General features: G+C 58.4%; 16 protein-coding genes. 9 read left to right on the top strand and 7 right to left on the bottom strand.

From position 1 onward, the window contains the following. Positions 1-236: 236 nt before the first annotated feature. Positions 237-848, bottom strand: coding sequence for a cupin domain-containing protein (locus PU624_RS07150; RefSeq protein WP_283547093.1), 612 nt, complete (start codon positions 846-848; stop codon positions 237-239). A gap of 344 nt (positions 849-1192) precedes the next feature. On the opposite strand from PU624_RS07150, the gene PU624_RS07145 reads away from it, so the two are divergent. Beyond that, positions 1193-1675 carry a YlaC family protein gene (locus PU624_RS07145; protein WP_136197976.1) on the top strand — a complete coding sequence of 161 codons (483 nt, stop codon included), beginning with the start codon at positions 1193-1195 and terminating at the stop codon, positions 1673-1675. Here PU624_RS07145 and PU624_RS07140 read toward each other — a convergent pair. The 3 genes from PU624_RS07140 to PU624_RS07130 form a co-directional block, all read right to left on the bottom strand. Continuing rightward, complete coding sequence (locus PU624_RS07140; protein WP_283547092.1) at positions 1672-3075, bottom strand: aminotransferase-like domain-containing protein; 1404 nt, start codon at positions 3073-3075, stop codon at positions 1672-1674. The two genes, PU624_RS07145 and PU624_RS07140, sit on opposite strands and share 4 nt — an antisense overlap. A 125-nt stretch (positions 3076-3200) precedes the next feature. Continuing rightward, on the bottom strand, positions 3201-5348 hold the full coding sequence (locus PU624_RS07135; RefSeq protein WP_283547091.1) for a putative bifunctional diguanylate cyclase/phosphodiesterase: 2148 nt from the start codon (positions 5346-5348) through the stop codon (positions 3201-3203). A 146-nt stretch (positions 5349-5494) separates the two neighbouring features. Beyond that, a complete protein-coding gene (locus tag PU624_RS07130; protein ID WP_283547090.1) occupies positions 5495-7579 on the bottom strand; it encodes a putative bifunctional diguanylate cyclase/phosphodiesterase in 2085 nt (694 codons plus the stop codon). 544 nt (positions 7580-8123) lie between these two features. On the opposite strand from PU624_RS07130, the gene PU624_RS07125 reads away from it, so the two are divergent. The 5 genes from PU624_RS07125 to PU624_RS07105 are packed head-to-tail and all read left to right on the top strand — an operon-like array spanning position 8124 to position 13384. Beyond that, positions 8124-8693, top strand: a complete 570-nt coding sequence (locus tag PU624_RS07125; RefSeq protein WP_283547089.1) for a spore coat protein U domain-containing protein — start codon at positions 8124-8126, stop codon at positions 8691-8693. Positions 8694-8715: 22 nt separating this feature from the next. Then, positions 8716-9231: a Csu type fimbrial protein gene (locus PU624_RS07120; RefSeq protein ID WP_283547088.1), complete on the top strand. Its 516-nt coding sequence runs from the start codon at positions 8716-8718 to the stop codon at positions 9229-9231. 25 nt (positions 9232-9256) lie between these two features. After that, the gene (locus PU624_RS07115) at positions 9257-9955 is read left to right on the top strand and encodes a fimbrial biogenesis chaperone (protein ID WP_283547087.1); all 699 of its coding nucleotides are present in this window, start codon (positions 9257-9259) and stop codon (positions 9953-9955) included. A gap of 7 nt (positions 9956-9962) precedes the next feature. Continuing rightward, positions 9963-12410, top strand: a complete 2448-nt coding sequence (locus PU624_RS07110; RefSeq protein ID WP_283547086.1) for a fimbria/pilus outer membrane usher protein — start codon at positions 9963-9965, stop codon at positions 12408-12410. Next, a complete protein-coding gene (locus PU624_RS07105) occupies positions 12407-13384 on the top strand; it encodes a Csu type fimbrial protein (RefSeq protein WP_283547085.1) in 978 nt (325 codons plus the stop codon). The genes PU624_RS07110 and PU624_RS07105 overlap by 4 nt, the downstream gene beginning before the upstream one ends. On the opposite strand, the gene PU624_RS07100 is transcribed toward PU624_RS07105, so the two are convergent. From PU624_RS07100 to exbB, 3 genes are all read right to left on the bottom strand, one after another. Beyond that, on the bottom strand, positions 13381-14706 hold the full coding sequence (locus PU624_RS07100) for an MFS transporter (RefSeq protein ID WP_283547084.1): 1326 nt from the start codon (positions 14704-14706) through the stop codon (positions 13381-13383). The genes PU624_RS07105 and PU624_RS07100 overlap by 4 nt on opposite strands. Before the next feature lie 236 nt (positions 14707-14942). After that, positions 14943-15365, bottom strand: a complete 423-nt coding sequence (gene exbD, locus PU624_RS07095; protein WP_283547083.1) for a TonB system transport protein ExbD — start codon at positions 15363-15365, stop codon at positions 14943-14945. A gap of 6 nt (positions 15366-15371) precedes the next feature. After that, on the bottom strand, positions 15372-16094 hold the full coding sequence (gene exbB, locus PU624_RS07090) for a tol-pal system-associated acyl-CoA thioesterase (RefSeq protein ID WP_283547082.1): 723 nt from the start codon (positions 16092-16094) through the stop codon (positions 15372-15374). A gap of 359 nt (positions 16095-16453) precedes the next feature. On the opposite strand from exbB, the gene PU624_RS07085 reads away from it, so the two are divergent. From PU624_RS07085 to PU624_RS07075, 3 genes are read left to right on the top strand one after another with little or no spacing between them, the layout of a single operon-like run. After that, complete coding sequence (locus tag PU624_RS07085; protein WP_283547081.1) at positions 16454-17425, top strand: TRAP transporter substrate-binding protein; 972 nt, start codon at positions 16454-16456, stop codon at positions 17423-17425. 46 nt (positions 17426-17471) lie between these two features. Next, positions 17472-17978, top strand: a complete 507-nt coding sequence (locus PU624_RS07080; protein WP_283547080.1) for a TRAP transporter small permease — start codon at positions 17472-17474, stop codon at positions 17976-17978. 14 nt (positions 17979-17992) lie between these two features. Then, positions 17993-19279 (top strand): TRAP transporter large permease, encoded by a 1287-nt coding sequence (locus PU624_RS07075; protein WP_283547079.1) that lies wholly within the window; start codon positions 17993-17995, stop codon positions 19277-19279. Positions 19280-19309: the final 30 nt, after the last annotated feature.

The raw sequence follows: 19309 nt of genomic DNA, 5'->3' as shown, positions 1-19309 counted from the left end.
TAGGAATGTTCTTAATAGACTGGCCGAGACTAAAGCGGAAAAGGCCTGCAAACACAAGTCTATTAAGAAGAATAACTAATCTTAGCAGGTGGTATATCGGCAGCGGTGGGCAAATGTTCAATGGTATGACAACAGGAATAAGCGAGTGGGAGTCACGTTTCAGAGACGTTGCAGAGCAGAGTGGCAGAAGCGCGAGGGGTGCTCGCGCTTAATGATTTCACGACGGATGCGGGTATTTACAGGTCCATCTGTTGCTGTAAATGCAGCGCGGCAATGGGCTGCCAGATTTCGGTTAATGCGCCCTCTTTGCCGGTAAACGGGTCCTGTGTCGGCAACGGCACTTTTTTCACCTGCTCCTGCGCCATCTTCAGCTTCGCGGGTTCATCACGCATCGTCTCTGGCGACATGCCGCGCGGATAGGCTCCCACCACCATAAAATCTTCGCTGGCGCTGACCTGACGATGACCGACACCCGCCGGAATCAGCACCGCATCGCCTGCGCGCAGGGTGACCATCCGGCCAGTGTCGCCGCCAAACAGCACTTCCGCCCAGCCTTCCGCTACGCCCAGCAGTTCATGGGTGTTGGGGTGATAGTGGGTATAGGGGTAAATCGGATAGCGCCAGGCAGGCGGCCAGCCATTTTCTTCGAAGGTTTTCTCAAACCACGTCGCGATCTCCTCCTCTTCCGGCACCACGCGCGGCCAGATAATCAGAGGTAACGGGTTATTCGGCACGCCACCCGAGGGGATGCCGAGCATCAGATGCTGAGGATTATCAGAGGCCCCGGCCGAGAAGGTTCCCGCAGCAAAGGACATCATTAACATCAGACTGGAGGATGAGGCACGCATACAGGTTCTCCACTTTTTTTCTAAGTGTGGCAAACCTCCGGCACAATGCAATGTGCGTCAGACGACACTATTCAGATAATTGACTGATATTGCTGACTAAAGCCAAATGTGTCGTTAACAATATTGCAACGATGTGCCTGGACGGCGGCGGGAAGCGGTTCTTACTGCGCCAAAGTGTTGCAAAATGTCACACGGCCAGGCCGGCAGGCGCTTCGCCTGCTTTTTTCTGGCTCGCGTTTTGTGAACTGTTATGCAAACTGTTATGGAAAAACTGCACAGATCTGTTTCTGATATGCTTGACTGTTATCTGTTGTAATAGCTAACAGATGACAGTGAGGTAACCAATGGACGCTATTAAACAAATCCTGATTGACGAGATCGCCACGCTTAACCGCGAAGAACGTCGCGACAATTTGCCGCGCTTTAGCCTCTCGTTTCTGAAGAACCATCCCGGCCTCTGGGCAGTTATGTACCTCTGCTACGGGCTGTGCGTGGCGCTGATATTCACCACTGAGATGCTTGGCTGGCCCGCCTTCTGGTTTGCCACCGTATTTGTGCTGGTGATGAGCGTGCTGATGCTGCTGGATATCAATCCGAAATATCGCTTTGAAGATATCGATGCGCTCGATCTGCGCGTCTGCTACAACGGCGAATGGTATTACGTTCAGCCGGTGCGCGAACAGGCTATTTCCCGCATTCTGTCACTGCCCGAAACGCCGGAGCGGGTGAAAACGGGTATCCAGCGTCTGCTGACGCAAAAAGGGGAAGTGGACTTTTATGATGTTTACTACCTGACCTGGGGTCATCAGGAAGCCGCGCGGGTCTAATCGACCTGCGGCTCCGCCATCAGCTGACCCAGCGTGGCTATTGCCGCCTCGGCCCGACTATCCCACGGCCAGGCGGTATTCAGCCGAAAACAGTGACTGAACTGCTCCCCTGCAGAAAATAACTGCCCCGGTGCAATACTGATTCCCCTAGCCAGCGCCTGCTGATAGAGCCGGGTGGTATTGATGCTGTCCGGCAGCGTCACCCAGAGAAAATAGCCGCCGCGCGCGTCGCTGACCGTGGCCTGCGGCGGCAGCACCTTCAGCAACGCCTGACGCACCATCTGCTGTCGCTTTGCCAGAATCTGTCGCAGCCGCTTCAGATGGGTGTCGTAACGCCGCGTAGCCAGAAAATCGGCCAGCGCCAGCTGCATGGGCGCGCTGGTCGAGAGCGTACTCATCAGCTGGAGCCGCTGAATACGCTGCGCATGTTGCCCTGCCGCGACCCAGCCAACGCGAAACCCCGCCACCAGCGACTTTGAAAATGAGCCACAATGCAGCACGTTCCCCTGGCGATCCCAGGCTTTTGCCGGCAGTGGTGCCACATCACCCGCCCAGAGTTCGGCATAGACATCATCTTCAATCATCGGCACCTGATAACGCGCCAGCAGCGCCACCAGTTGCTCTTTGCGTTCCGGGGTTAAGGTCACGCTCAGCGGATTCTGCAGCGTCGTCATCAGCCAGCAGGCTTTCACCGGCCAGCGTTGCAGGGCCTCCTCCAGCTGGACGAGGTCGATGCCCTGCTTTGCATCGACCGGAATCGCCAGAGCTTTGAGCCTGAGCCGCTCTATCGCCTGCAGCGCACCATAAAAACCCGGCTGCTCAATCACCACATAGTCGCCGGGTTCGGTCAGGGATTGCAGACTGAGGTTCAGCGCCTCCAGCGCGCCGCTGGTGATGACAATTTCATCCGGAGACAGGGTAATGCCCTGACGCGCATAGCGCTGCGCCAGCAGCTGTCGCAGCGTGGCGTTGCCGGGCGGCAGATTGTGCAGCGCATCGGTTGGAGTCAGATGGTGAGAGACGTTCGCCAGCGAGCGCATCAGCTGGCGCTGCGGAAAGAGCGCGGGATCGGGAAACGCGGAGCCAAACGGCACGATGGCGGGATCGCGCGTGGCCTGCAACACATCAAACACAAAATCGTTGATATCGACCTGTTCGCTGATCGCCACACTCAGCGGTGCGGGGGCTAAGGCTCGCGGCGCCACGTAGTAGCCCGACTGTGGCCGGGAGACGATCCAGCCCTGACTCTCCAGCAATTCATAGGCATGCAGCACCGTCATCAGGCTGACACCCTGCTGCGCCACCTGCTGACGCAGCGACGGCAAACGGGTGCCCGGCAGCCAGATGCCGGCCTCGATCTGCTGCTGAATCTCATCCATCAATCGCTGGTATTTCGCCACGGGTCGCCTCTCCCTGTTTTGCCGTGAATAGTTTAACGGCGAGACTTTACCACGGCAGGCGACCAATGACAGGCGGCTCTCGCTTATCGCATGCGACCGCGCGAGTTCTGAGTGGCGTCAGGGGGTCAGATCGCCACCACCTGCGGCGTCAGCAGAGGATCGACTTCAGGGATCAGGCTCACTTCTGCCACCACATCATCAGTTTCCGCCAGCACAAAGTTCGCCAGCTCCGGCACCCGATCCGGGGGAACCGGCTTGCCCAGCAGATAGCCCTGAAGGGTGTTACAACCCAGACTGGTCAGGAAAGCCTGCTGTTCGGCGGTTTCAACGCCCTCAGCCACCACTTTGAGCTGCAGCGACTGCGCCAGCGCCACTATCGCCGAGACGATGGTGGCATCTTCTTTCTGATGCTGCAGTTCATTCACAAAGGCGCGATCAATCTTAAGCTCGCTGGCCGGTAACCGTTTCAGATAGAGCAGGCTGGAGTAGCCAGTGCCGAAGTCATCAATCGAGGCTTTCACGCCCAGCCGGGTCAGCTCGGTGAGAATACGCACGCTCTCATCGGGATCGCGCATTGCGGTGGTTTCCGTCACTTCCAGCGTCAGCAGTTCGGCCGGAATCTGATGCTCTGCCAGCGCACCCATCACCGTCTCCACCAGATTCGATTGCTCAAACTGCAGCGCCGACAGGTTCACCGCCACCGACCAGTCCGCATGGCCCTGCAGATGCCACTGGCGCAGCTGGCGACAGGCTTCGTGGATCACCCAGTTCCCGATGTTAATAATCATGCCGGTCTTTTCCGCCATCGGCAGGAATTTATCCGGCGACAGCAGACCGCGCTTCGGATGCTCCCAGCGCAGCAGCGCCTCGAAACCGAGTATCGGGCCGCGCGGCGCGCAATATTTTGGCTGGTAGAACAGGCGCAGTTCATCGTTATCCAGCGCATGCCAGAGATCGTTGTTCAGCTGAAGCTGGCTCTGCGCCTGAATATTCATTGAGGGCTGGAAGAAGGTGTAGCCGTTACGGCCATTGTTTTTGGTGTGGTACATCGCCGCATCGGCGTTGAACATCAGTTCGCGCTCATCCACGCCATCGCCGGGATAAACTGCGATGCCGATACTCAACGAGACCACCAGCTCATAGCGTGAGATATCAAACGGACGATCGACTGCTTTGACCAGCTTATCGGCGATAGCCGCCGCATCATTGGGATCGTCGATCTCCGCCAGCAGCACGAACTCATCACCGCCGAGCCGCGCCAGGGTGTAGTAGCCCTTCATCTGCTCACTCATCCGCTCGGTCACGCCGACCAGCAGCCTGTCACCAATGTGGTGTCCGAACGCGTCGTTAACCGCCTTAAAGCCATCAAGATCCATAAACATCAGCGCGAACTGCGTCTGCTCACGGTTCGCCTTGTTGATCGCCTGCTCCAGGCGATCTTCCAGCAGAATGCGGTTGGGCAGGCGCGTCAGGTTGTCGTGCAGCGCCAGCTGTGCCAGCTCGCGATTCGCTTCAGCCAGTGAGCTGGCGAGAATGGAGGTACGCGCCTGCATCCGCGCATCCAGCATGGAGACCAGCAGCGTTATGCCCAGAATCGAGAGGGTGACCACCGTGACCAGAATCGCCAGCCAGTTGCTGTTAACACCCTGCCCCACCGAATGGCTGTGAGCGGGAAACTCTGCCGCCATCATGCCGGTGTAGTGCATGCCCGCAATCGCACAGCCCATCACTACCGAAGCACCGATGCGCAGCAGGGTGACCCGGCCGGTTTGTCCTTCCCGCAGATTAAACGCCAGCCACAGCGCCGCGCCCGAGGCGGCCAGGGCGATCACAACCGACAGCCCCACCCAGCCCCATTGCCAGGTGATACCCGGCGAGAACATCAGCGCCGCCATGCCGGTGTAGTGCATCGCCACGACGCCGCTGCCGAGGATCAGCGCACCGCCCGCCAGGCGCGGTAAGGGCAAATCGACACTGTTACAGACTAGCCACAGCGCAAATATCGACGCACAGACCGCAATGGCCGCGGAGAAAGCCGTCAGTCCGGCGTTGTAACTCATGACCATCTCCATGTTCATCGACAGCATGCCGATAAAGTGCATCGCCCAGATGCCGATGCCCATGGAGAAACCGCCGCCGAACAGCCAGACCAGCGCGACTTTGCCAGTGGAATGCACCACCCGGCCCGCCATATCTAAGGCAGTAAACGAAGCCAGCATCGCTACAAGAACGGAGACGATGACGATAAAAGAGTCGTATGAGGTCGCTAACATAGTGCATTCCCGCGAAAGCCGTGCTGGTGGTTGGGCAGAGGTTTTTTAAATTTATACTCTTGGTTATCGGCACGGCCCGGCGGTTAATCAGCCGTGAACCCTGCATCCTTTCCACTCATTCTGAGTGATGAAATCTATCGCCAGCGTCAGCCCGACAGTGACGCCACTGGCGGTCGCAGCAGGGGAAAATTCAACGCGTCAACCCGGTCCGCTGGTGTCGGCTTGCCCAGCAGATACCCCTGCAGCGCATCAAAGCCTAAGCTGGTGAGTAAGTGCTGCTGCTCTTCCGTCTCAACGCCTTCCGCCACCATACGCAGATTAAGACTCTGCGCCAGCGTCAGCATGGCGCTGACCACGGTGGCATCTTCACTGCCCGGTCGCAGGCAGTTGATAAAGCTGCGATCGATCTTGAGTTCGCTGGCATCCAGATCCTTAAGATGCAACAGGTTGGCATAGCCGATGCCGAAATTATCAATGGCGACGCTGACGCCCGCCTGCTGCAGTTCACGAATACGCTGCTGGCTGAAAACGGGATCGCGCATGGCGATCGCTTCGGTAATCTCCAGCATCAGCGCATGCCCTGGCAGCTGGTATTGTGTCAGCGTCTGCGTCAGGGTGTTCAGCAGATCACGCTGGTGAAACTGCAATGCGGAAAGGTTCACCGAGACCGTCCAGTCGCTGTGGCCCTGGCTGTGCCAGATCCTCAGCTGACGGCACGCCTCATCGATCACCCAGTTGCCGAGCGCGACAATCTGGCCGGTTTTTTCGGCGCGCGGCAGAAACAGTTCCGGCGTCAGCAACCCGCGCTGCGGATGCTGCCAGCGCAGCAGCGCTTCGAAGCCCATGAGCCGGGTGCCGCCGGAGCGGAATTTGGGCTGGTAGAACAGCCGCATCTGCTGGCGATCGATCGCCTCCCACAGATCGTTTGCCAGCTCCAGCTGATGCTGTGTCGCAACTCTCATCGCCGGTTCAAACAGACACCAGCCGTTTCGTCCGCTATGTTTGGTGTGGTACATCGCCGCATCGGCATTTAACAGCAGCTCCTGCCGGTTGCGGCCGTGCAGTGGAAATATCGCAATGCCCGCGCTGAGTGAAACGTGCAGCACGTAGCGATCCAATTCAAACGGCGTACTGATGACTTTAACCAGTTTTTGCGCCAGCTGACGGGACGGGCTGATGTCACACGCCTCTGCCATCAGCACAAATTCATCGCCTCCCAGACGCACCAGCAGCATGGTGTTACTGAGCTGGCTGCGCAGCCGTTCCGATACCGCCACCAGCAACCGGTCACCGACGTGGTGTCCCCAGGTGTCGTTGACCGCTTTGAAGCCGTCGAGATCCATGTAGATCACGGCAAAGCGGCTCTCATTGAGCATAGCCTGTTTAATCGCCAGATCGAGCTGCTGTTCCAGCATCACCCGATTGGGCAGCGCGGTCAGGTTGTCATGCATCGCCAGCTGGCGCAGCTCCTGATTAGCGCGCCGGAGCCGGGTCGCCAGCCGTGCGGCGCGCAGCTGCGCATCCAGCATTGAGCTCAGCAGCGTGATACCCAGAATGATCAGCGTTATCAGCGTCACCCACACCGCCAGTCCCGGATTGCTGACGCCGCCCGGCTGCATCGTGCTGCTCTCGCTGAAGCGGGCGGCTGACATGCCAACATAGTGCATACCGGCGATAGCAATCCCCATCACCAGTGAGGCCAGCCCCCGCATCATCAGCAGATGGTGGTCGCCCTGACGCAGATGGAACGCCAGCCACAGCGCCACGCCCGAGGCGACAAATGCAATCAGCACAGAGAGCCCCACCCGCAGTGCATTCCACTCCGGTCGCGGGTCAATCAGCAGGGCAACCATGCCGACATAGTGCATGACCACCACCCCCGCGCTGAGGATCAGCGTGCCGCGTAGCAGCCGGTGACGGGTGAGATGCAGGCCGCCCACCGCCTGACCAAAGGCGAACAGGGAGGCCAGGATTGCCACCAACAGCGAGAGGATCGTCAGCCGCGTGTCATAACGCATCGTCATTGGCATCATCATCGCCAGCATGCCGATAAAGTGCATTGCCCAGATGCCAATTCCCATCGCCGTACCGCCCACCAGCAGCCAGAAGCGGGCGATCCAGCCACGGGATACTGCCACCCTTCCGGCCGTATCCAGGGCTGTAAAAGAGGCAATAAACGCCACGATCAGCGAAACGCAGATCAGAACGCTATCCCAGGTGACAGGCAACATCTGTAGCTCCTCACCACCCGCGCAAAAACGGATGCTGTGTGTAGTCTGATAAATAATCTGAAAAACACCCATTGGGTGAAAGTGTTTACATTTCGGTATATCGGAAACCTGAAGACCCGGCAAAACGTGTCCGCAGACGCAGGCCATTAAAGTCCTGCATCTTATTCCCCGTCTGCTGTGCCAGCCGGCAAATCGTTATTATGTCTGATTGGTAAGGATACCGTTCACCGAAGCAGAAAGCGTGCCAGATGCGGAAAAAACAGAAGATTTTGCTTTCCCGTCTCGCTTATATGCCTTGCTGTAACTGGGTTATCGGCCAGAGAAGCCATTTGATTAATGAAAAATAAAGGGCAGGACTTCGCGTAACGCTTTAAGTGTTCTATAGTAAGTAAAACTGATATAAATCATCATTCTTAAGTCTGAGATTTATCTTAAGACAGCGGCACTGCCCGCCTTGTTATTTTTATTTCCTTACTTTGGGTTGAATCGTTAATAAACACCGGGTGAAAAAGCACTGACTCTCGATAATCCGTAAGGAAATATTATGAAACTCAAGCTTTTTCTGTGTGCCGCTGCAGGATTAACTGTCGCAATTCCTTCATTAACCCAGGCGGCGACGACCTCGGGAACCGTCAATGCTACGTTAACGCTGACCACCGGTTGCCTGGTGAACGGTCAGTCAGCCACGGCGGGCGTCAACTTCGGTACCCTGAACTTTGGTAGCAGTGCCGCCACCTTTGATACCCTGAATGCCACACTGGTCGGTGCGGCGGGCAACGGTATTTTCGTGCGCTGCACCACCGGTCAGGACTACAACGTGGTGGTGACCAGCAGTAATGCTGCGCCAGCCACTATCTATGGCACCGCCTCGACATCGCCGCGTTATCTGATTCTGGGATCGAATAATGCGCAGGGCATCGCCTATACCCTCTACAGTGACGCCTCTTTCACCACGGCGATCGCCAACAATACACCGATTGCGGCCAGTGGAACGACTGACCCGACGCTGGGCACCAACTACGCCATTTATGGCCGGGTGGTCGGCGGCGGCTTTAACCCCCTGATCCCTGCTGGAACCTACACCGATACGATTAACGTTGCCGTGAACTATTAACTGCTGTCGCAGGTAAATAAGGGTGGTTCTCTGGCGATCCTGCCTGACGATCGCATGCGGTCTGCCCCTGCTGACAGGGAGTGTCAGCGTCTGGAGTCTGCCTACCAGCACATTCCAGGTTACCGCTTCTGTGGTGGCAGGCTGCGTGATAACCGGTACCAATACCGGCGTTTTCGGCACGCTTAACTTCGGCACGCAGTCTGGCGTGGCGGCGACAACCGCCAGTGCCAGCTTCGTGCAGAGCACCTCCATTAATCTTGCCTGCACGCCAGGCACCACGCTGAATATGACCATTAATCAGGGGGCCAACTTCACCACGACCCGCAACCTGAAGCTGCCCAATTTCAGTAACACCGTTCCCTATACGCTCTTTAGTAACGCCAGCCACACCACGGTGATTCCGGTGAATCAGGCGGTGCCGCTGAGCTACAGCAATGCCAATAACATTACGCTGCCGATCTATGGCCAGCTACAACTGCCCGGCACTGCGCGCGCCGGTGTTTATACCGATACGCTGACCGTCACCCTGAGCTGGTGAGGCGATAGAAAACAAGGATTTGATCATGAAGCCACTGCGCGCCCTGCTGCTGCTGCTGAGTTCCACCCTGCTCTCTCCGGCCTTTGCCGCTAATTCGGTGATGATCTGGCCTATCGATCCCGCGATTAATCCTGAAGAGAAAGCCAGCGAACTCTGGCTGGAGAATCGCGGCAGTACCACCACGATGATGCAGATCCGTGTTTTCAGCTGGCAGCAGATCAACGGCCAGGAGCAGTATCAGACCCAGCAGCAGGTGGTCGCCAGTCCGCCAATGGTGCGGATGGAGCCGGGCCAGAAACAGCTGGTCAGGCTGATTAAACAGACGCCACCCGCCGCCGGAAAAGAGCTGGCCTATCGGGTGGTGCTGGATGAGATCCCGACGCCGCGCACGCCCGGCGAGAATCAGGCCGGACTGACCTTCCAGATGCGCTATTCCGTGCCGCTGTTTGTGTATGGCAGCGGGCTGACGACTGACAGCGCCCGTCCGGCTCTGCGCTGGCAACAGGTCAGTGAGGGCGGCAAGCGCTGGCTGCAGCTGACCAACAGCGGTAACGGTCATGCCCGGCTGAGCAATGTGGTGATTGGCGGTCGCAAAATGGGCGAAGGCTTATACGGTTATGTGCTGGCGGACAGCACTTATCGCTGGCCACTCACCGCGCCGGTCAGCGGCGAACTCACCGCAGAGGTCAACAAGAGCCAGTGGCGCAGCGCTGCCCAGAAATAAGCGCTGAATGAGACCTTTTTCCCTGCATCCCTGCGCGCTGGCGGTGGCCAGCGTCATTTACGCCATAACGCCGGATCCTGTGCTGGCGGAGACCTACTCGTCCCTGCCTCCGCCGCCCAGCCTGCAGACCAGCAGCAGCGGTCAGCAATATATGCTGGAGCTGGTAATTAACCAGCAGGAGAATGGCACCATTGTGCCGGTGGAGCAGCGCGACGGTCATTTCTGGCTGCGCAGCGGCGACCTGCAGCGGGCCGGTCTGCCGCAGGATAAGCTGGGCCAGCAGGAGCAGGTGGATATCAGCAGCCTGCAACCCGTCAGCGTGGAGTATGACGCTGCGCGGCAGCGGCTGCTGCTCACCGTGCCGCCTGAGTGGCTGCCCGGTCAGGTGATTGGCGAGGCGAAAAACGGACCGCGCTATCCGGGGCGCACCAGCAACGGTGCGCTGATCAACTACGACCTCTACGCCAGCCGTACCGATACCACCGGCACCCGCCTTTCAGCCTGGAACGAACTGCGGCTGTTTGGTGATGCCGGGCACTTCTCCACCAACGGCGTCTGGCAGCAGCAGCTGGAAGGCAGTACGACGTATCAGGATAACGGCTATATCCGCTACGACAGCTGGTGGAGTAACGAAGATGAGAACACAGCGGTGAGCTGGCGGGTCGGCGATCTGGTGACTGATTCGCTGGCCTGGAGCAGCAGCGTGCGGCTTGGCGGTATCCGCGTCGGCCGTGACTTCAGCGTTCGTCCCGATCTGGTGACCTATCCACTGCCCGCCTTTTCCGGCCAGGCTGCCGTGCCCTCCACCGTCGATCTCTTTATCAACGGCTATCGATCCAGCCAGGCAAACGTGCAGCCCGGTCCCTGGTCGATGACCAATGTGCCGTTCGTTAACGGCGCGGGTGACGCGGTGATCACCACCACCGATGCGGTGGGCCGGCGCGTCACTACCACCATGCCGTTTTACGTCTCCAGTAATCTGCTGAAATCGGGGCTGTCGGATTACGCCTTCTCCGCTGGCGCGATCCGCGAAAATTACGGCATTAAAAACTTCGATTATGGGGAGGCTGCCGCCAGCGGCTCATATCGCTACGGCATGACCGACTGGCTGACGCTGGAGAGTCACGCCGAAGGCAGCGAAACCCTGGCAATGGGCGGGCTGGGAGCTCAGCTGCGCGTCGCCAGCTGGGGCGTAGTCAACGGCGCGGTGGCGCAAAGTCAGCTCGATGGCAAAAGCGGCAGGCAATATAGCTGGGGCTATCAGTACAACAACCGCTGGTTCAATATCGGCACGCAGCACACCCAGCGCAGCAGTGACTTCGGCAATCTGGCCCTCGTCGGCAGCCGCGCCGGTAGCCAGGCGGATAGCCGCTACGCGCTGTCGCGCCGCAGTGCCCAGTACAGCGCCAGCGTCTCGCTGAACCGCTTTGGCAGCGTCGGGGCTGCCTTTATCGATATCACCGACGGTCAGGGCGATCGCACCCGTTTGTGGAACCTCTCGTGGAGTAAGAATCTGTGGGGCAACAGCAGTCTCTATGTCTCCGCCAGTCGCGATCAGGAGGAGAAGAGCTGGACCGGTGCCATCTCGCTGGTGATCCCGTTTGGCGAACAGGGCAGCGCGGCCATCAGCACCGAACGCGATCAGCGCGGCCGCGACAGCCAGCGCATCTATGCCTCCAGCGCCATGCCCAGCGACGGCGGGTTTGCCTGGGATGCCTCCTGGGCGAATCAGAGCGGCGACAGCGGAGATTACCGTCAGGGCAGTCTGCGCTATCGCAACAACCAGATCGACACTTCAGGCGGTTTCTATGGCGACGATGACAACCTGACCCAGTGGGCCGATCTCTCCGGCGCGCTGGTGTTAATGGACAACAGCGTCTTTGCCGCCAACGCCATCAACGACGCCTTTGTGCTGGTAAAAACCGGCTACCCCGATGTGAACGTGCGCTATGAAAACCAGTCGATGGGACGCACCAACCCGCAGGGCTATCTGCTGGTGCCCGCCATCAGCAGCTACTATCCGGCGAAATATGATATCGACACCCTCGACCTGCCCGCAGATATGACCACGCCCCGTGTTGAGCAGCGCTTTGCGGTGAAACGTCAGAGCGGCTACCTGCTCAATTTCCCGGTGGAGAAACTGCGCTCAGCCAGCGTGATTCTGGTTGATGCGCAGGGCCAGCCGCTGCCGGTCTCAAGCCTGGTGCAGCGCCCTGACCATGCCACGGAGTATGTCGGCTGGGATGGCATCGTCTGGATGGAAGATCTCACCGCCCGTAATCCGATGGAGGTGGTGACGCCCGATGGTCGCCGCTGCGAAACCGAACTGCGCATCGCCAGTGGTCAGCCGCAGGCGCTGAAAACTTACGGCCCGCTGACCTGTGCGCTGCCCGCGCCCGCCGCAGGCAGCGCCGCCATCTCCGCCGAATCTTTTACGTCCGGAAACCAACCATGATGAAATCGCTGATACTGGCTGGCCTGTTGCTGCTGCTCCCGCCACTGGGCTACGCCGCCTGTACCCTGCCCGCCTCCACCGCCAGCTTTGGTTCGGTCACAACGTTTGTGGCGAATACCACCGTCAGCTCGGTCACCACCAACGCCAACGTCAACTGTGGGTCTGGCTCGGCGCTGTCGCTGCTCGGCAATAACCAGATTACGTTTCAGCTGACCGGCGCGACCAATGTCAGCGGCACGCGTGGCATCCTGAAGCGCAGCGGTGATACCGGCAGCGACAATGTGCCGGTGCGACTCTGCACCGACAGCGCCTGTGCCAGCGAACTGACCGTTGGCGGCACGGCGTTTGTTTATAACTCCCAGACCCTGGCTAATCTGGCCGGATTGCTGGGCAGCCTCAACTTCGCAATTCCGGTCTATCTGCGCACCGTGCCCGGTCAGGTGGTGGCTGCCGGAACCTATCAGGTGACGCTGAATATGGCGGTGACTTATCGTGTCTGCACCAGCGTCAGCGTGGGTAATGCCTGCTTAAGCGAGCAGAACGGCAGCGGCGTGATTCCGATTAATATCACCGTGATTCTCACCAACGATTGCACCACGATTACCGCGCCCAATATCAGCTTTGGCAGCGCACCGCTGGTGGGCAGCTTCTCCGCCGTCTCGCAGACCATCAACGTGCTGTGCAGCAAAGGCAGCACTTACACCGTCGGGCTGAGCAATGGCAGTTATGCGGTGGGCAGCGTCAGGAATATGGCGAGCGGGGCGAATCGGCTGAGCTATGAGATTTATAAAAGTACCACCAGCAATCGCTGGGGATCGGCAGGTACGGAACGCTGGAGCAGTACCACCTCGACGGCGGTATCCACGGATGGACTGACGCGCGGCTTTAACTACACCGCGCGCATCCTGACCACTCAGAACACGCCGCCTGCGGGAAACTACAGCGACAGCGTGGTGGTCGATTTGTCGTTTTAGAGTGAGGCGCTGACCGTCGTCGTGCCGTTGTGACGCAACCGGTATTGCTTCACCATCCGGCCAATCAGCAGCGTACCAATCAGCCCGCAGACGGCAGCAAAGGTCAGCCAGACGCCCGGCATCGCTTTATCACCGGTGGCGTGGATCAGGTAGCTGGAGATAGCCGGCGTGAAGCCGCCAAACAGCGCCGTCGCCAGGCTGTAGGCCATGGAGAAGCCAGCCGCGCGCACCTCAGCAGGCATGATCTCCGCCAGGTAAACCACCATCGCACCGTTATAGCTGGCATAAAGAAACGACAGCCACAGTTCCGCTTCCAGCAGGTGGGCGAAGCTGGCCGAGCCCACCATCCAGTGCAGCACCGGCCAGGTGGTGACAATCATCAGCAGGGTAAAGCCAATCAGCAGCGGACGGCGTCCGACGCGGTCCGATAGCGCGCCCATCAGCGGCAGCCAGAAGAGGTTGGACACACCGACGCAGAGCGTCACCAGGAACGCCTGCTTGTCGCTCATCATCAACACGGTTTTACCAAAGGTCGGGGTAAAGGCGGTGATCATGTAGAACATCACCGTGGTGGTGACCACCATCAGCATCCCCGCCAGCACCAGCGCCCAGTTGCTGGCGACCGAGCGCATGATTTCCGTCATGCTCGGATGATGTTTACGTTTGCTGAACGCTTCGGTCTCTTCCAGCATCCGGCGAATGTAGAACAGGAACGGCACGATCAGACAGCCGACCACAAACGGGATACGCCAGCCCCACTCCGTCACCGCCTCTTTCGCCATCAGATGATTCAGCATCAGACCCAGCAGAGCCGCAAAGATGACGGCAATCTGCTGACTGCCCGACTGCCAGCTCACGAAGAAGCCTTTGCGTCCTTCCGGCGCGACTTCAGCCAGATAGACCGACACGCCCCCCAGCTCAACGCCCGCCGAGAAGCCCTGCAACAGTCGTCCCAGCAGGATCAGAATCGGGGCCGCCACGCCCAGCGTGGCATAACCTGGCACCACCGCAATGGTCAGGGTACCAATCGCCATCAGGCCCAGCGTCAGCAACAGTCCTTTACGACGACCGTGATGGTCTATGTAGGCACCCAGGATGATCGCCCCCAGCGGGCGCATCAGGAACCCGGCACCAAAGGTCATCAGGGTCAGCATCAGGGAAGCAAACGGGTCATCACCGGGGAAAAAGGTTTTGGAAATGGCGGTCGCGTAGTAGCCGAAGACCATGAAATCGTACATCTCCAGGAAGTTACCACTTGTGACGTTGAAGATGGTTCGGGCGGCACTTTTCGGCGGCTTTTGTAAAGACGGGGTGTGACTCATAACGGCTTCCTGTTGTTTTTTAGCCGTTTTAGCCTGCCTGAGGCGGGATTAATGTGACCTGAGTCACCATTGCACTTTACAAATCTGTGTACATAAGTAACAACCAATTAACAATTCAGATCAGGCAGCATAAATGATCCGCCTGGCCGCCGATCTGCCTGATTTTATCTGGCTGAAGCGCCGCCATAAAAAAAGGCGACCTCATGAGTCGCCTTTCCTGCGTGCCGGATAACCCGCTATTTCTTCACGGTTTCCATGCCCATCAGGCCAATTTTCAGATAGCCCGCCGTGCGCAGCTTATCCATCACGCTCATCAGCGTCTCATAATCCACCGACTTATCGGCCTGGAAGAAAATGGTGGTTTCTTTGTTGCCCTGGGTCTGGCTGGTCAGCACGTTCACCAGTGAATCCGGCGTCACCTGATCGTTACCGACGTAAAGCTGCTTATCCGCTTTAATCGACAGGTAAACCGGCTTCTCCGGACGCGGCTGCAGCGCGCTGGTTGAGGCGGGCAGATTGACGCGCACGTCGACCGTGGCCAGCGGCGCGGCCACCATGAAGATGATCAGCAGAACCAGCATGACGTCGATAAACGGCGTCACGTTGATCTCATGCATTTCACCATCGGTTTCCAGATCGTCGTTTAATCGCATTGCCATAAGAACTTACCCTAAGCGCAGTTTCTGAGCGGTCGCCGGACGCGGAACGTCGGTGGCGACGGTGCCCAGGTCGATGTCACGACTCTGCAGCAGCAGCACCTGCGCGGCGACATCACCCAGCGAAGCTTTGTAGTTGGCGATCATGCGGGCAAAAACGTTGTAGATCACCACGGCCGGGATTGCCGCCACCAGGCCCACTGCCGTTGCCAGCAGCGCTTCGGCGATACCTGGAGCCACGACCGCCAGGTTGGTGGTCTGAGTTTTCGCGATGCCGATAAAGCTGTTCATGATGCCCCAGACGGTGCCGAACAGGCCGATAAACGGGGCGACAGAACCGATGGTCGCCAGGAAACCATTGCCCCGGCCTGCATGGCGGCTGAACGCGGCAACGCGGCGCTCAAGACGGAAACTGGTGCGATCTTTAATTCCATTGGTGTCTTCCACACCTGCCGAGAGTTCAAGTTCATTCTGCGCATCGTTCAGCAGCACGACGCTATGGCTGTGGCCGGTAAACGACTGAGCAATGCGGGCGGCGTCATTGAGACTGCGGGCTTCGCCCAGTGCCCGTTGCTCACGCTTCAGGCGGCGTTTAGCGGCGCTGAGTTCGGCATATTTGCCGAAGAAGATCGCCCAGGTCACCACGGAGGCCAACAACAGGCCAATCATGACCACCTTTACCACGATATCGGCATGTTGATACATGCCCCAAACGGAGAGGTCCGTTTGCATCAAATCACTGGCTACCACGCTGCTTCTCCAACTTAGGATTCAGGGATGCAAAACAAGCGCGAATAATAGCAAAATGGCGTCGAATTGATAGTAGTTCTCATTAGTATTTACAAACCCGATCGACGCCATTGACCACCTTTTGACCTCCCATTGACCTTGTTTAAACACAATTTGCGGGGATGTTTCGAAAATGTGAAGTTGCATGAAAATTTATTAAAACAACGTTTCAAAATGTGACGCCATTCATTCAATCAGCATCGCCGCATTTTACTCAGACGCGTTTTCACTATGCTGCAGCACACGGCCCTCTGCGGTTAACCCAGATCCCAGGCCGTTTTACCTCTGCGGGAGACAACATAATGAGAATGACGAAAACATGCCTGGCCAGTGCCCTGGCGGCGGTGATGATGAGCGCCACCGCCACGGCACAGGTGATTAAAGTGGCTGAAGTCCAGCCTGCCGGTTATCCCACCGTGGTCGCCCTGCAACACATGGGCGACAAACTGAAACAGGCCACCGACGGACGGCTGGAGATGAAGCTCTACGCCGGTGGCGTGCTGGGTGATGAAGATCAGACGCTGCAACAGGTGCAGCTGGGTGCTATCGATATGATCCGCGTTTCGCTGGCGCCGGTCACCTCGATTGCCCCGGAAACCAGCGTGCTGACCCTGCCCTACGTTTTCCGTGACGTTGACCACATGCACAAAGTGCTGGATGGCGAAATAGGCCGCGAGATTGCCAACAGGTTCGACAACGATCCCAACGCCCGCATGGTGTTCCTGGGCTGGACCGATGCCGGTGAGCGCAACATGATCACCAAAAAGCCGCTGGCAAAACCGGAAGATCTCAAAGGCATGAAGATCCGGGTGCAGAACAGCGCCATCTCACTGGCGACGCTGAAAGCGATGGGCGCGAATCCGGTGGCAATGGGCGTCAGTGAAGTGTTCAGTGCGATGCAGACCGGCGTGGTCGATGGCACCGAGAACAACCCACCGACGTTTGTCGCCCACAACTACATGCCGGTCGCGAAGTACTACACCCTCAGCGGCCACTTTATCCAGCCCGAGATGATCCTGTTTTCTAAACGCGCCTGGGATCGCCTGAAACCCGACGATCAGGCACTGCTGAAAAAACTCGGCAAAGAGGCGCAGGATAAGGAACGCCAGCTCTGGGCGACCTACACCGAACAGTCGATCGCCAAAATGAAGGCCGGTGGCGTCACCTTCCAGCAGACCGACCGCGATTACTTCGTCAAAGCGACCCAGCCGGTGCGCGATCAGTTTGGCGGCAAATATCAGGATCTGATGACCCGGATCGCTGAGGTGAAATAATCCAGGCGCCACACTCCCGTGTGGCGTGCTTAATCAGGGATCAATTATGTCTGCTTACACGCGTCTGATGGATGGGCTTTATCTGCTCTGCATGCTGGTGGCCGCCGTGGCGCTGTTGATCATGGTGACGGTGATCCCGATTGGGATCTTCGCCCGTTACGTGATGAACGGGGCGCTCTCCTGGCCGGAACCGGTCGCGATTATCTGCATGATTATTTTTACCTTTATCGGCGCACCGGTTGGCCTGCGCGCCGGGACGCACATCTGCGTGTCGATGGTGACCGATCGCCTGTCGCCCGCCCGACAGCGCCTGATGCTGCGCGTCAGCGATCTGCTGATGATCTTCACCTGCCTGGTGATCTTCCAGGCCAGTTACAGCCTGTGCGAAGCGATGTGGGTGCAGACCCTCGCCTCACTGCCGGCGGTGACCTATGGCGAGATGTATCTGCCGATCCCGATTGGCGCGATCTTCACCCTGCTGTTCGTTGTTGAGCGCCTGCTGACCGGCGATCAGAGCCAGCGGCCGATTGTCACGCTGGGCGGCACCCACTAACGCGGAGCAGAAAAATGGATGCATTGATCTTGATAGGCAGTTTGCTGGTGTTGCTGATGGTGGGCTTTCCGGTCGCCTTTGCGGTGGGACTGAGCGCCTTTATCGGGGCCTGGTGGATCGACCTGCCGCTGGAAGCGGTGGTGATTCAGGTGACCAACGGAATTAACAAATTTTCGTTGCTGACCATTCCGTTCTTTATCCTCGCGGGCGCGATCATGGCGGAAGGCGGCATTGCCCGGCGGCTGGTCAATTTCGCCTATATCTTTGTCGGTTTTATTCGCGGCGGGCTGTCGCTGGTTAACATCGTCGCGTCGACCTTCTTCGGTGCCATCTCCGGGTCGTCGGTGGCGGATACGGCTTCGATTGGTTCAGTGATGATCCCGCAGATGGAGGAGAAAGGTTATCCGCGTGATTTCGCTGCTGCGGTGACGGCCAGCGGTTCGGTGCAGGCGGTGCTGACGCCCCCCAGCCACAACTCGGTGATCTACTCGCTGGCGACCGGCGGCATGGTGACCATCTCCTCGCTGTTTGTTGCCGGGATCTTCCCCGGACTGCTGCTCGGCGGTTGCCTGATGGTGATGTGCCTGGGCTTTGCCCACAAACGTGGCTATCCCAAAGGTGAACGTATTCCGTTTCGTCAGGCGCTGAAGATCTTCTTCGACGCATTCTGGGGTCTGTTTACCGTCGTGATCATCATGGGCGGGATCCTCTCCGGCATCTTTACCGCGTCGGAATCTGCGGCGATCGCCTGTATCTGGGCCTTCTTCGTCACCATGTTTATCTATCGCGACTTTAAATGGAGCCAGCTGCATATCCTGCTGTTCCGCACCATTAAAACCGTCACCATCGTGATGGTGCTGATCGCCTTCGCGGCCGGGTTCGGCGCGGTGATGACCTTTATGCAGCTGCCGACCATTATTACCGAGGCGTTCACCAGCCTCTCTGATAACAAATATGTGATTCTGATGTGCATCAACATCCTGCTGCTGGTGGTGGGCACGCTGATGGATATGGCGCCGCTGATTCTGATCCTGACGCCGGTGCTGCTGCCGGTGGCGACCGCGCTGGGGGTCGATCCGGTTCACTTCGGCATGATTATGCTGACTAACCTGGGTATCGGTCTGATTACGCCGCCGGTGGGCACCGTGCTGTTTGTGGCCAGCGCGGTGAGTAAGCAGAAGATTGAGCAGGTGGTCAGGGCGATGCTGCCGTTCTACGGCATGCTGTTCATTGTCCTGATGCTGATTACCTATATTCCCGCCATTTCGCTCTGGTTGCCGCGCCTGATGGGCGTGATGTAAGGCAATGAAAACCGGCCCGCTTGCGGGCCT

This window comes from Pantoea sp. Lij88, from assembly GCF_030062155.1.
GTDB lineage: Bacteria > Pseudomonadota > Gammaproteobacteria > Enterobacterales > Enterobacteriaceae > Pantoea.
Note: the sequence above shows the minus strand (reverse complement) of the source record. Positions and strands in the feature narration are given on the sequence as shown.